The sequence below is a fragment of the Paraburkholderia phenazinium genome (assembly GCF_900141745.1).
GTDB lineage: Bacteria > Pseudomonadota > Gammaproteobacteria > Burkholderiales > Burkholderiaceae > Paraburkholderia > Paraburkholderia phenazinium_B.
In genome coordinates this window covers 2,522,196-2,536,363 of record NZ_FSRM01000001.1, presented here as the reverse complement: position 1 = coordinate 2,536,363, position 14,168 = coordinate 2,522,196, and the positions used below count along the sequence as shown (strand labels likewise).

The window sequence follows — 14,168 nt, the reverse complement described above, 5'->3', positions numbered from 1 at the left end:
AAGCGCAGTGCAGGTTCCCGGTTCGCTGCTGCGATTACGCGCAACATCCACGAAAGACAGGCTCCATGGAGCCTGTCTTTTTATGCGCCGCCTGGGTGTGATGCGCGCGACGATGCAATCACATGCGCAGAACGCGGCTTGTGACGTTCACGCGCCAGTGGACAGCGGTTGCTGATGTTGCTCGAGCACGGTCGCACCGGCGAACAACCGGACAATGAAGCGTTCCGAGTAATCGATCAGCGCCTCGCGATGAGCCGCTGTTGCAATGTACTCATGCGACAGATGGAACAGTTGCAGCACGATCTGCGTGCAGATTTCGTCGATCGTGGTCCGCGAGAGGGCTGGCATCAGCTTGAGTTGCACGACATCGTCGGCCATTTCAGCCGACACCTCGTGCAGGTTCGCGCGCACCGCATCGCGTAACGCCGGCGAGGTGCCGTGATACTCCGCCAGCGCGCTCAAAAACGCTTCGCGGTTATCGAGTGCGAACGCAAAAAACGCCGCGCAGGCTCGACGCGGCACGCTATGCGGCTCGTCGTGCGCAGCAAGCCAGCGCTCGCGTCGCAGCATCGGCCGCAGACGCCGGCTCACCCACTCCACCGCTTCACGCGCCAGATCGTCGAGCGTATCGAAATGCCGGTAGAACGTGTTCGGATTCAAACCGGCCTCGCGCGCCACTTCACGCAAACCGAGCGACGCAAAGCTGCGGCCGCCGGCCGTCAGGCGCAGGGCCGCTTCAATTAGCCGGCGCTTGCCGGGGGCGAGATCGAGATCGGGATTGGGGGTGGGTTCCATGGACGACTGAAGGAAAACTCGCTTAACTCGCCAAACGCTCAAGACACGCGGGGAGCGTGCCAAAGCGCCGGTATGGAGGTCTATGTCCGCACTGTAAACGATCTTGACGTGAAGTGCACAGTTGTCTACTCTGCGGCTTGAGATGATGTAGACAAGTGTAGACAGGCACTTCTATTTTCACCTCCCGTCGGTATCAAACGAAGAATCAGACAAAGAGCTGCATCGGCGCTTTCGAACTCAAATAATCAGGGAGATACGCATGGCGAGCCTCGACACCGCTTCTCACACCCAGAGCACGCCATTGGCACCCCGCTCGCTTGCCGCACGCCTCGGCATCAGCAGCGTGCCGCGCGACCAACTGCGGCAGCGCTACACTCAGCGCGGCTCGAAGTTCGTCAGGATCATGGGCGCCGACGTTCATTATGTCGACGAAGGCAGCGGCGAATTGCTGGTGATGATTCACGGCTTCGCCTCTTCGCTGCACACCTGGGATGGCGTCGCGGACGAATTGTCGCGTAGCTATCGGGTGATCCGTCTCGACCTGCCGCCATTTGGCGTGACAGGACCGCTGCGCTCCCCGTCCGGCGAGATCGAGACGATGAACCTGCCGACTTACCGGCGCTTCATCGATACGTTCATGCAGGCGCTCGGTCTCGATACCCGCCGCGTGACGCTGATCGGCAACTCGCTCGGCGGTCTGATCTCGTGGGATTACGCGGTGCGGCATCGCGATGCGGTCGAGCGGCTCGTGCTGATCGATGCAGCAGGCTTTCCGATGAAGCTGCCGATCTACATTGGCCTCTTCAACAGCGCACTGGTCCGCATGAGCGCCCCGTGGTGGCTGCCCGAGCAGATTATCAAAAGCGCGGTGCGCAATGTCTACGGCGATCCGCGCAAGCTGGCGGCGCCCGTGCTGCGACGCTATATCGAGTTCTTTCACGGAGAAGACACACGCGCGGCGATCGGCAAGATGGTGCCGACGCTCGATTTCGCCGACCTCGACACCAGCGTGCTGACAACGCTCGACGTCCCGTCGCTAGTCTTGTGGGGTGCGAAAGACCGCTGGATCCCGCCCGCTCATGCTGCCGAATTTGCGCAGCGCATTCCCGGCGCACAGGCGGTGATGTACGCGGGACTCGGCCATATCCCAATGGAAGAAGACCCGGCGCGCGTGCTGGACGATTTGCGAGCGTTCCTCGCAAAGCAAGCCGTGCGTACCAGGCCGGTCACGGCGTGACCGAGGTTCGCTTGAAATGGTCCATGCGCGCCGCCTGCCGGCAGGTAAAGGCGTGCGTGTGGAAACACGGCGCACGCTTCACCGCCACGCGCCTGGACACAGGCCGTCACGCATTCGCCGCGGCATATCCCGCATAAACACGCGTCGTATAGCCGAACTCGACCATGCCGTTGTGCGCAGTGCGATCGAACAGATCGCGCAATGCGACCAGTAGCGGCTCGTGATTCGGATGGCCCGCTTTGGGCGCATAGGACGACGACATCAGGCGGCCCTTGAGCCCGTCAAAATCGAGCCGCTGCAGGTTCGGGAAGCTCTCCTTGTGCGAAAACGCATCGCCAAACCACGCGGCCATTGCCGCGTCGTCGGGGTAACGCTCGGCGACTTCCGTGTAATCGACGCCGTACGCCCTGAGCAGCGCCTCATAGCCCGCGAGGAACGGCGACCCATCGAGCAGCCGGCTGTTCCAGAACAGCGCCACGTGGCCCTGCGGCCTGAGAATGCGTGCGAACTCGCGCCGAGTCGCGACGGGATCGAACCAGTGGAAGGCCTGCGCGGCGATCACCAGATCGACACTGGCGTCCTCCAGCGTGGTCGCCTCCGCGGTGCCGGCGACGCTGCGAAAGTTCTCGTAAGGTGCGAGCCACGCGTTCGCGGCCTCGCGCATGGCCAGATTCGGTTCGACCGCAATCACCGGATGACCGGCGTCGAGAAAGAGCCGCGCCGAGATTCCCGTGCCCGCGCCGATATCGGCAACCTGCGCGTCCGGCGCGACACCGCAGGTCTCATGCAGGAAGCTCACCACGTCCCGCGGATAACTGGGCCGGTACTTGACGTAGTCAGCGACACGATCGGTAAAGCGCTGCGTGGAATCGGTCATGGGAGAAAACCTGTGCCGGTGGGAAAGGAGTTCTAAATTACCTCAGTTCGCGCTCGCGCGGCGGGCAAGAGCGCTCAGCCTCCGCCGCCGAGGAAGCGAAGCACATCCCAGAGAAACTTGCAGGCCAGCACGATCAGCTCCCACAACTGATAGAGCTGCTGCCAGCCGGCAAAACACGCGAAGGCATCAGGCATATTGGATCAGGCAATCGATTGGTGGCAAGGTTCAAGGCACAGTCAGCGGAGCCGCCCAGTCTGCGACGAGACCCACATCATAGCGACCCCGGGATACCCCGTATCAAGTTGCGGACCACCGGGCCGTCATTATCGGGAGAAGACGCGGCATCCGTGCTGGATGGCCACACCGACCCGCGCCATCAAGGAGACACTCATGACGCGCTTTAGTTTTCGCCGGTCGAGCCGGGTGCCGTCGATTGTGGGCGACATTGCCGCACAGGCGGGCAAACTCGGCATTGAGATCTGCGACGTCTCGGGCCACGTCGAAGAAGTCGCGGCGCGGGTGCAGCATCAGGCGCAGGTGTGCCAGTCGCTGCGAGACGCTGCGGCGCAGACGATGGCGGGCAACCGCCGGATCGCAACGGCCGCGCGCGAGATGCGTGACGTCACGACCGAGGTCGCAAGCGGTGTGCAGGAATCGCAGCAGACGTTGGAGGCATCCCTGGCGGACATCCACGGTCTCGTCGAAGGCGTGACGGTGATCGAGAGCCACATTGGCTCGCTGCGGGCTGCGATTGCACATGTGAGCAAGGTCTCCGAGGAAATTTCGCTGATCGCGCGACAGACGCATCTGCTGGCGCTCAATGCCGCAATCGAGGCAGCACGAGCCGGCGAGTCGGGCAAGAGTTTCGCGGTGGTCGCCGCGGAGGTGAAAAACCTGTCGGCCAAGACGGCCTCGGCGACGGGACAGATTGAAAGCACGCTCGCGCAACTGACCCAACAGACCGAGCAGTTGACGACGGAGGGGTCGGTGAACACAGCGCGCGCATATCGGGTGCGGGAGGGCACCCGCAAGATTGGCGAGGTGGTGCATTCGACGGGCGAGGCGATTACGCAGCTCAACGCGGAGGCCACGCAGATTGCGACGTTGACGGGAGAAATCGAGAGCCGGTGCACGGGACTGGAGGCACAGGTCGTGGAGATGGCAAGCGGCGTGGAGGACTCGAGCGAAAACTTCGTGCAGGCGAAGAACCGGTTGGGCAACTTGCTGGGAGTTTCGGAGACGCTGATCGAGTTGACGGCCGCCACAGGGGTCGAGACAACGGATACGCGGTTTATCGAGGCGGTGCAGCAGACCGCGACGAAGATCGGAAAGATGTTCGAGCGCGCGGTGGCGAGTGGGGAGCTAAAGCTCGATGACCTGTTTGACCGGACGTATGTGTCGATTCCGGGGACGAATCCACCGCAGTTCACGACACGGTTTACTGCGTTCACCGATCGGGTGTTGCCTGGTGTGCAAGAGCCTTTGCTCGGGTTGGATCCACGGGTGGCGTTTTGTGCGGCAGTGGATGCGCGTGGTTATCTCCCGACGCATAACCAGAAGTTTTCTCAGCCGCAGCGCGATGATCTGGTCTGGAATGCGGCGAATTGCCGGAATCGCAGGGTGTTCGATGATCGGACAGGGCTTGCGGCTGCGACTCATACCAAGGCGTTTTTGTTGCAGACTTACCGGCGCGACATGGGGGGTGGGGAGTTTGTGCTGATGAAGGATGCATCGGCGCCCATCTACGTTAATGGGCGGCATTGGGGTGGGGTTCGGATGGGGTACAGGGTTTGATGGTTTTTGCGGATCGCACCCTCCGGTGCAGAAAAGGTGCAATCCCGGATAACGTTTCTAGCCCTGCTTATGGGCGCCAGATTGCGGCTCCGATGCTGCGGCCGACGCAGGACCTGCTGGCGCGGCCTGTTGGGGAGCTTTATGTTTGACGGGTTGGGAATCCGCACCGTCCAGCACCAGCTCGTTGCCGCGCACCTCGATCTTCACCGGATCGGTTTTCTTCCACTGCTTCTTCGGAATCGCAAGCTTCCACACCGCGTCCTGCCCCGGCTCGCGGAAGAACGCTACCACCCCCACGAATTGCGCCGCCTCGTTCATCGGTTCGACAATACTGGCGCTCGCGTCCGGACGTAACACGACGTCCTTCGTCGCGAGCAGATCCGCCTTGAGCAGGTTCAGATCGTCAGACTGAAGTTGCACATAATTCAGCTCTCCGAAGGTCTTCGAATCCTTAAGCTGGTAGAACCTCACCACCGTCGAGAGCGACTGCCCACGGACGTCGGCATTGAGCGAGGTACGGCCTTTGAGGTCCACGTTCATCGTCTTGACCTGGGTCGTGAAAGCCCATTTGGCGGCGTCGACGGTTCCATCGCCGACTGCCTGGGCCACACCGCAGCCAGCCGTCGCCAAAGCCGACAATAACGCGATTGCCAGACTTGCGCGATGTGCCGCGCGTTTCATGTTTGCGTCCATTAAGAAGATGCCCCTGTTCCTGTTGTTGTCCTTCATGCGGTTCTCTCCCCGGCGCCGTTCCAGCGGCCGAGCTGCACACGCGTAATACGCGCCGGACCGCCTGCCGATGACCAGGCCGGCGCTTCCAGTTGCGCCGTAAAACCCAGGTTCGCTTGACGCGGCTCGAGCATGGGTTTCGGCATGAGGTCGGCCCGCACATGCATCTGCAGATCCGCTTCGCTTTCGTAGCCCAGATAGAACCGCAGCAGTGCCATAACCTCACGGTGGGCGGGCTGTCCCGGCACGAGCGCCAGCACTGCCTCACGCGACGCCGGCGTGATGACGACCCGCACCGTATTCGCCCGGTCATAGAAGCCGCGGCCGAGCAGACATTGCTCGCCAAGCGCGGCGGGCTCGACGTCGTCAATTTGCCGCCACACCGGGTGGAACTCCTCAACCGCAATCGACGCGTCTGGCACGGCATGGCTCAGCACGCCTGCCAGCCCTTCTGCAGTGCGCGTTTTCTGCATGGCAAGCCCTAGCATCGATAGCAGCCGGCGTTTGTCGGCCACCTCAGGAAGCTGCTGACTCGCGGTGGAGGACGCCGGCTGTTCCCCGGCCGCAGGGAGCCGCGGAACCAAAGTGGCAATGCGCGCGGATGTACGGAATCCGAAGCCAGCGAAACTGAGCAGATAGCGCGACACCGGATCCGTACCGTCACGCCTGAAGCCGACGGGATACCGGTATTTGCGCGCGACGCGGTAGTACTGCGTGATGACGCGGTGATGGAACAGGTCGAGAAATGCCGACAACCGCTCTGCCCCATCACGGTTCTGCGCCACCTCATCGACGAAATACGCGGGCATGCGCGCATCGACGCCATAGAGTCCGAGGAACGTCGTCACGACCGAGGGTGGCGCGCCCGGATTGTCGGTGTCGTACCGGACCGCATCGATTTCACGCCCGGGAAAGCCCAGTTGCGCGCGCGAACGGAACCGGATGGGATCGGCGGCCGGCGAGTCCGTTGTCCCGAGCGGGGGCGCATCGGGCGCGGCCAGCTCAAGCAGCTCGCAGAAGCGGATGAAGTTCATCCGCGGCGCGTCGTCGAGAATCGCCGGCAGCATCGGCCGTGCCGCGGCCGCAGGCATCGTGCGTGCGTTCAAAATGGTGCCCCTTCGCCCTTCGTTTCAGGCCATTCGATGCGCTGCCCGGTGGGCTGGGTCACTATCACGAGCCTGGTGTAAAGGTTCAGTGTTGCGTACAGCCCGAGGAACCGGTTGAGCATGCTACCGAAGAGTTCGAGATCCCCGTTGCCTGCAAAGCGACCTGCATCGAGCGTCACCGTGATTTCCACCCCGCGCATCAGGCCACCCTTGACGAGTTTGCTGAGCGGCCGGTGCCGCACATCGGTAATGGCGTTGATGCGCCGGCTGTTGAGTTCGCCATCGGTCCAGTCGTAGAGCGCAAGCGAGCCGCGCAGGATCTCCGCGTCGAGCAGCGACAGATAGTTCGGGGCGAGGTGGGACAGCACGCGCCACTGGAACCGGTCGCCGGTGGGCGGATAGACCGGCAGGGTCGGCGCCGTGAGGTTGCGCACCGCGCCGATGCTGGTAAAGCCGCCGCGCATGCGCGTGATGCCCGCTTCGCGCAGGGCCCTGCGCGGCAGCATGCCGTTGGTCCCGGTCACCGAAAGGGACAGCGTCTCGGTGGGCAACGCGGCGGGTGTCTTCGCCTGATCCCACGCGTGGCCGCCGAGCACGATCCACGTGTCGAACCGGCCGGACGGCCCGCGCCGCATGCGGGTGTGGTAGTACCGTTCCGGCATGTCGTGACGCAGCATGCCGCCGCGATGGCGAAACGCCGCGAAAGGCACATATTCGTAGCGCCGGCCGCGCTCGAAATACTGCACGGCGTCGACCGAATAGATATCGACGAGTGAGCCATGTTCGGCGCGCGCACGTACCCGGTACTCGGTTTCGTGCTGCGTGACCGTGACCGGATCGGCGCTCACCGGGAACAGATTGATGACAGGCGTGCAGTACAGGCGCACGTTGTCCGCATTGAAGCGCATGTCATCCGGATACGGGCGATCGAGGACGATCTCGACATCGAGTGACGTCGCCGACGCGGGAATCGTCTGGATGTCGAGCCCAAGCAGATCGACAAACATGAACTTCTCGGGGAAAGTAAAATATTCGAGCAGCAACTGGTAGCCACCAAACGAATTTTCGGCCTTTGGCCAGAGCCGTTCGTCGGCCGCGAAGCCTGCGGGTGCAACGCGTAGTCCCGCCATCTGCATCGGCGCACCGGGCCGGTCCTCGGGCCAGCCCGGCACACGGACCTGCATCGCCACCGGTTTTGCCGTAAGCGCAGCGTAAAGGGCAAGCGCCACCGGCCGGTCCGCATTCAGATACAGGCGCAGGCGCGGCACCCGCAGCCGCTCGCGCTCGGCCTGGGTCTGGATGGCGAAACGCAAACGGATGACGGAGCGTCCATCCTCACGTGCATAAACGCCGGCTTCGCTGAGGGCGAGCGGATACAGGTCGACCGCCTGCGTGGTGCGGTACACGCACTCGATGGCGGCATCACTCGTATTGGACTCCGTATCGACCGGATCGGACGTGGCTTCCAGTCCCGCTTCGAGCGTTTCGTGTTTCTGCAGCGCGCCGACCTCCGGGATGAGTTCGAGAATGGCGAGCGAAGGAATCATGCGCAGGTAGTGCGGCCACAGCATGCTGACGAGGCCCTCGGTCAGTTCCGGCAGCTCGTCGTCGAGCTTGTGGCGCAGGCGCCCCATCAGAAAGGCAAAGCCTTCGAGGAGTCGCTCGACGTGCGGGTCGCGCACGCCGACGCGCTCAAGGCCTAACTCCCGCGCGCGATCGGGGAATGCTTGCGCGAGTTCCTTGCCGGCTTCGCGCAGATAGCGCATTTCCGCCTCGTAGTAGCGCAGGATCTCGTTATCTCGGGTTGGTTCAGTCATGTCCGGCTTATTTGTTCAAGTTGCTGTACGGGCCAATGTGTCATGACGGCACACGGCCCTGCGGAATCGGTACCTCTGCGTTCCTGGCAGCGTCACGCGCTGCTTTGGGCAACGGTGGCGGCCCATTGGGCTGAGACAGCTTTGCAACGGGGCCCGTGCGATCGACGAAGATGCGCGATGGCAACACGAAGCCCCGGAGTGCGAGCAGTTCCAGCGGCCCTTTGCCCACGTCGGTACGGATCAGGTAGCGCAGCGGATGCGTCATGTTCGAAGGTGCGGGCGCGAGCGGCCCCTGCATCATCAGCGGCGTCCCCTCCTCCTCTACGTCGTCAGTCTTTGAGGCGGCAGGCTTCGGATCTGCGCTTTCCGGACTGGCCTGCCATGTCAGCTGATAGGTCGCGCTGTCCACCGGTTCGACCTTCACCCGCTCCAGCATGCGCACCAGTGCCCAGCGTCCGCTGAACTCGAAGCTTTTATTCGTGCCCACCGTATCCATCTGCCAGTCGAGCCGCGTGCCGGCGGCTTGCGGATCGTTCGACGGCCATGTCATCGTGCGCCACGTCTCCTGCTGGTTATAGTAGTGCAGCGTCTGTCCGTCGAGCGTCAGCAGCGTGTCCGTCACGCCAGGCGTCGGCACGGGTTTCAGTCCGAACACGTACTGCGGCTCACCTTGCGCGAGCAGATGACCGGCGATCTGCTGCAGCGTATTGATGGCTTTCAGGAAGGCCGGATCGAACGCACGCGCCGCGCCGCCTGTTCGCGATCCGCCCGATGCCGGCACCCACTGATCGCCCTGCAGTTGAAGCGCGCCGGCCAGTTGCGTCGAGAGGAACGTATTGATCAGTCCTCCCTGGGGACGTACGAAGCGGGCAAGCTCGGGCAGCGAAGCATCGTTCGCCGTGCTGGCAAATGGATAGCGCCCCGCAAACGAGCGGTTCCAGGCAGCAACGATCGCCTGGCGCCAGGCGTCGTTCAGGCTCGCCTCGGCAGGTGTCAATACCGTCTGCGTCGCCTGTTCGATGGGTTGCACGAACAGGGCCTCGCCCATGCCCGCCCACTGCTCGCCGAGACTGGCGGCGACGAGCTGCGCGTAGGCGAGCGTATCGGACAGGTCGGAGCCCTTGCCCTGAAAGAGCGACTGCGCGACCTGGCGTGCCTGGTCATCGGAATCGACACTGTCGCTGATTTGCTGGAGCTTCAGTCGCAGCGTCGTCACGCGTTCGGTAAGCCGCTCCATGCTCAGATCGCTGCCGGCAGGCGCAACGTTGCCACTGCCCTGCGCAGCCAGCTTGAGCACTGGCCCAAAGGCCGCGCCGAGCGGTCCGGCCGGGTCGGCCTGGGCCGGCTGCGGGGCATCGTCCTTTTTACTGAACAGATTCTGTGCGCGGGTGACGAGCGCGTCGGAAAGCGTCGCCTGCTGCGCGCCCGCACCGCCTTGCCAGGCGAGTGCCTTCATCAGTGCGATGAGCGGCGACTGCCGTGCATCTGCGATCAGCCTGAGCTGCCCCACGGCCGCCGGCAACGTGGGCGCGGCTTCGCAGCGGATACCGTTCATGAAGTCCTGCCAGTGCCCGGCGTAATCGGCGAAGTAATGGGCGCGCAGGGTTGCGCGCAGCGCTTCCGGCGTCGGTGCATCCGCAGATGTACCCAATTGCGCGCTACCGGCACCGAGAACCCAGTCGGCCGCCACGCCGTTATGTTTCGCGGCCTCGTCGATCGCGGCTTCGATGGAACCCTCCCAGGCCTGGCGGGTGAAGACACCGGGCACCGTGGACGCCATCGAGAACAGGCCGCGCGTATCCGTGCCCGCGGTCAGCGACGCCAGTGTCTGATCGGGATACTTGTGGCCCACCGAATCGAGAATATTCTGGTAGATCGTGTCCTCGGAGTTCCTGACGCCGATGACCGCGAGCAGCGTCTGGCGTGCATTGCCGACGAGATCCTCGCGCGGCTGGATACGCCAGTCGGGGTGCGACGGAAAATGCTGGGCCCAGAAGCCCAGCAACTGTGCGGACAGGTCGAGCTTCTCGCCGGGCCGCAGGCCCGTGTCGAGGTTCCAGTGATGCTCGAGTTGCGGCGTCATGAAGGCCGGATCGGCACGCTGTGGGTCGACCATCATGAGATAGGTCTTGAGTGCCTGCTGACCGTCCTGAGCCATCTGGCTGCCCTGGTCGTCGACCTGCGCGGTGGGCATCTGGCCGAGATCGACGAGTTGGCCCTCAAGATCCTGCTGGACGGGGGCGACGAGCAGCGGCCGGGCGGCACGCGCATACGGCGTCCACAGTGCATCGAGGATGGCGCGGTCGTGGTTCAGCCCGAAACGGGTGAGCAGCGGCGTATGTTCCTGCACGCGCGCCTCGTGCAGGGCGATGCGCTGCTGGAGCGCGAGCAGCGCGCGTAGATGCGCGGGGGTATCGCCCGCGCGGTTGAGGGTTTGCAGGGAGTCTTTGGTGAGCATGACCTCGTGCGCGTTGTTCGTGGCCGAGAGGAGCATGCCGGCGCTCCATAGGCCGATGAAGGCAAGCGCAACCAGTGACGTCACGTTGAAGGGATGCGAAAACGTGCGGTGGCCCGGCGTGCGTTGTGACGCATCGGCAAGATGACGCCACAGAGGCAGGCGGGCGCTGTCCGAACCGGAGGTCGACGCGGTGGGATCGGGCAACGGCGCAAAGAAGGCGCCCGCTATTGGCAACGGGCGGCGCTGCCAGTCGGAGAGGCCAGCGATCCAGCGCGCGAGTGGCGCGCTTCGGGTGTCGAGCCGGGCGGATAGTTCCGATGCGTAGGCGTCGCTGCTGTTACGGGCGAGTTGATGCACGCTTCGGTCGGCGAGTCTGTCGCGTAGTTCGAGCAGAGTGGCTTCGATGGCTGATGCGTTGAGCGGATGAGTGAGTTCGCAGCCGGTCACGGGTGTGTCGATCCGGTGGATGGGGTCGGTGTCTGCGACGTCAAGCACGTACACCGGTGCGGACCAGCGCAGGAGCTCCCTGATGCGCGCAAGGTTAAGACCCCAACGATTCTTCTCCTGCGAGTGGTTAAGCAACATCGTTCCGTTGTCCAGCACGAGCGCGATTGCATCGAGCGGACGGCTCCATCGGAGCCAGTGAATCTGGCGCAGCCACAATTCATCCGGACGATCATCGGCGCCCAGGCCACCCCAGAGCAGCACGGCGTCGTCCGTAATCAATGCGCCCTTCGTGGCCAGTTCCGGCATCAGCGCCGTGACAGTCGCGGCATCTCCAGCAACCAGTACCCACGGTTGAACGTGGGCCCAGCGAAACCACCGCTTCTGCTTGAGGTGCAGCTTCAGGTTTTCCGCCCAGGTCGCGACCTGCTCTGCCCGATTCTTTACGGCGTTAGCTGCGAGATCAGTCTTCTGGTCCGGTTCGGCGTTCTGGTCTTTAGACGCCTGCTGGATCGTGTCCCGCTTCTGCTTGCGTCGCTGAAGAAGAAAGCCGATTCCAGCGAGGACAAGGAATGCAATAGGGACAAGCGGGGTTCGATACCGGATGAACCATGCAGCCAGATCCTTCGTATCCACGGTAAAGAAAAGTACCGATGCTGCCGCTGCAATGAGCGCGGCAGTGATCAGAATCCGGCCCAGGATATGTCTTTTTTCGCTCTTCAAACCGTTGTTTCCTTTTGAGGCAGGGGCGAGATAGTGCACAGATAAAGGGGTTCGGACGCGGGGTCACGCCAGACGACAAGCTGTGGTCCAGCACCGCGCATCGCTTCCATTGCAATCGCGAGTGCAATCCAGCCACTGGCCGGTCCGGGCAATCCCAAGGATTTGTCAAGCAGGCGTTCGACGGTCGAATCCTTCGGATCCTCTGTCACTGCCGAACGGATAGCCGTTGACTCGGCCTCTTCGCAGCGGGTGAACCACGCAAGTGCCAGACGTTCAGGAGGCACCTGGTACGCCTTGATCTGGGAAAGTCCGGTCTCCAGCGTGTCGCGTGTGCTCGCCATGGGACGGCATATGGAACCTGCCTGCGCCGCGCTCGGCGTGATCAGAAAGGCCGCGGCTCCTTCGCTGAACTCGTGCTCCTGTTCCTCGTCCGCCCACAGTTGTGCAGCGATCACAAGTCGCGTGGCTGGATCGACCGTGTCTACCTGCCGGGTAATCCACTGCACGCTGCCCTTTGCTGATTGCACTTCGACGTGACATGTCGTTCCTGGAACCAGATGCCCGAAAATGCGCATCACCTCCTTAGTCCAGGCGACGTCATGTCCAAGCGACGCGTCATCCAGCATCAACGTGACGATGACCTCTTTATGGAGCGCGAGCGTGTCGGCAAAACGCCGCACGATGAGATGCAACAGGCGTGCGCGTCGGAACGCTGTCGCACGGCCTTTCACCCAGTCAAAGGTTATGCTCCGATCGCTGTTGCCTGGAAGGTCGGCTTTCGCGCCGGCGAATCTGGCAATTTCATCTGTGGACGCAGGAAAGGCTGCTGCATCGAGGACGCACAAATGGCGGCGGGTCCATTCACGCCACATACCTCGAAGGCGTTGCTGCTCTCTTTCGCATTCCTCAGCATCAGTTTGCTCGTCTTCCCAGTCGTTCAACCTTATGCCAAACGCCAACGCGCAGGCAACCAGCGGCGCGCCAATCAGCGTGGCCCAGAACTGGAACGTCTGTGTGGACTTACCGTGCGGCCATATCAGCAAAACAGCGCCTGCTGCTCCCGCGGCGACAGCGGCGAGCGTCGGCAGCCACAGGCGCCAGGAGATCGGCTTCGGGTATTCGATCTTTATGAAAACTGGAATAGGCCAGGACATCAGGAAATATTGACCAAGAAGTCTACGTGCACTTTTAGTTGAGCCCCTGACTGGACTGCCGAGTTGAGCTCCAGCAGTTCAAACCAATGAGCATTGCCGTGTTATTGAGAAAGAGTTGACAATTCATCTAACCGCTTTCCCATTGAGGAAAGGAGACAATCCCTGTCTACGTCACATTTATTAAGTTTCGCAAGCCATGCTTTTTGTTCGAGCGTGAGCGAGCGGAAGTCGTTGCCGACGCCGCGAAATTGAGATAGAGCAAGTTTGTATACCTACGATGTGCTTCGATCAAAAACTGACAATTATATATACGATACTTTCCCGAATTCCCCTGAACTTACGACAATTGACAAAAATTCAATATCATTCGTCTTAATAGAAGGAAGATCATTTGCAATGCACATACACCGTAATAAATGACTCTCCCTGCTACCCTTCAACCTTGGCCACGGGATTGACTCGCGTTTCGTCCGCATTGATGCTTTTCACGATAGAGAATTCCCCTCTGCATGGTCGTCTATTGCGAAATTTCCCGTCCTGTGATTCTGCTTTCACACCATTTGACGCAACGAACATCTAAACATCGAGCTGGAGCAAAAATCCTACTACGGGATCGAATTTTCAATTCCCTTCATTGACTGTCTCACCGTCTTCCCTGGAAATTTTGTATTTTTTGTAAAAATTTCCTCGGCAAAGCAAATTTTCATTTCGATAATTACTGGATGTCAATCCTAGATTTTTCGCGCACTTTTCTGCACATTGCATACGTGGTGTGAACAAATACGATACCAAACAAAACAATTTAACAATTATCTTCACTTTTTCCAATCATGGCCGCCTCCGTATGGTCTGGCTCGATAAATGCAAGAGACCATGCGCCAATGGCGCTGGTTAAGACAGCGAAAAAATCCCCGGATTTAGCGATTGCGCCGCATTCGCACTGAGAAAAAAGGAAGCGATGGCTAACCCTGCAGAATTCCCCGCTGGCGATGCATCACTCTGATGAAAGCGATTGTGTCACTAAGCATGCATCT

At 61.7% G+C, this 14,168-nt stretch carries 9 protein-coding genes; 2 read left to right on the top strand and 7 right to left on the bottom strand.

Annotation, left to right across the window (positions count from 1 at the left end; genetic code table 11):
• Nucleotides 1-147 precede the first annotated feature (147 nt).
• Nucleotides 148-795: a TetR family transcriptional regulator gene (locus tag BUS06_RS11520; protein ID WP_074264384.1), complete on the bottom strand. Its 648-nt coding sequence runs from the start codon at nt 793-795 to the stop codon at nt 148-150.
• A gap of 259 nt (nt 796-1,054) precedes the next feature.
• Here BUS06_RS11520 and BUS06_RS11515 point away from each other — a divergent pair, with 259 nt between their 5' ends.
• Complete coding sequence (locus BUS06_RS11515; protein ID WP_074264383.1) at nt 1,055-2,032, top strand: alpha/beta fold hydrolase; 978 nt, start codon at nt 1,055-1,057, stop codon at nt 2,030-2,032.
• A gap of 106 nt (nt 2,033-2,138) precedes the next feature.
• Here the strand turns inward: BUS06_RS11515 and BUS06_RS11510 are convergent, their stop codons facing one another.
• Nucleotides 2,139-2,909 (bottom strand): class I SAM-dependent methyltransferase, encoded by a 771-nt coding sequence (locus BUS06_RS11510; RefSeq protein WP_074264382.1) that lies wholly within the window; start codon nt 2,907-2,909, stop codon nt 2,139-2,141.
• A 390-nt stretch (nt 2,910-3,299) separates the two neighbouring features.
• Here BUS06_RS11510 and BUS06_RS11505 point away from each other — a divergent pair, with 390 nt between their 5' ends.
• Nucleotides 3,300-4,703 carry a methyl-accepting chemotaxis protein gene (locus tag BUS06_RS11505; RefSeq protein ID WP_074264381.1) on the top strand — a complete coding sequence of 468 codons (1,404 nt, stop codon included), beginning with the start codon at nt 3,300-3,302 and terminating at the stop codon, nt 4,701-4,703.
• A 57-nt stretch (nt 4,704-4,760) separates the two neighbouring features.
• Here BUS06_RS11505 and tssJ read toward each other — a convergent pair whose 3' ends face one another.
• The 5 genes from tssJ to BUS06_RS11480 are packed head-to-tail and all read right to left on the bottom strand — an operon-like array spanning nt 4,761 to nt 13,134.
• Nucleotides 4,761-5,384, bottom strand: coding sequence for a type VI secretion system lipoprotein TssJ (gene tssJ, locus BUS06_RS11500; protein ID WP_254368822.1), 624 nt, complete (start codon nt 5,382-5,384; stop codon nt 4,761-4,763).
• 44 nt (nt 5,385-5,428) lie between these two features.
• On the bottom strand, nt 5,429-6,499 hold the full coding sequence (tssG, locus tag BUS06_RS11495) for a type VI secretion system baseplate subunit TssG (RefSeq protein WP_074266037.1): 1,071 nt from the start codon (nt 6,497-6,499) through the stop codon (nt 5,429-5,431).
• A 35-nt stretch (nt 6,500-6,534) separates the two neighbouring features.
• Nucleotides 6,535-8,355 (bottom strand): type VI secretion system baseplate subunit TssF, encoded by a 1,821-nt coding sequence (gene tssF / locus BUS06_RS11490; RefSeq protein WP_074264379.1) that lies wholly within the window; start codon nt 8,353-8,355, stop codon nt 6,535-6,537.
• 40 nt (nt 8,356-8,395) lie between these two features.
• Nucleotides 8,396-11,980 carry an ImcF-related family protein gene (locus BUS06_RS11485; RefSeq protein ID WP_074264378.1) on the bottom strand — a complete coding sequence of 1,195 codons (3,585 nt, stop codon included), beginning with the start codon at nt 11,978-11,980 and terminating at the stop codon, nt 8,396-8,398.
• Entirely contained in the window at nt 11,977-13,134 is a 1,158-nt protein-coding gene (locus tag BUS06_RS11480) for a hypothetical protein (RefSeq protein ID WP_074264377.1), read from the bottom strand. The genes BUS06_RS11485 and BUS06_RS11480 overlap by 4 nt, the downstream gene beginning before the upstream one ends.
• Nucleotides 13,135-14,168: the final 1,034 nt, after the last annotated feature.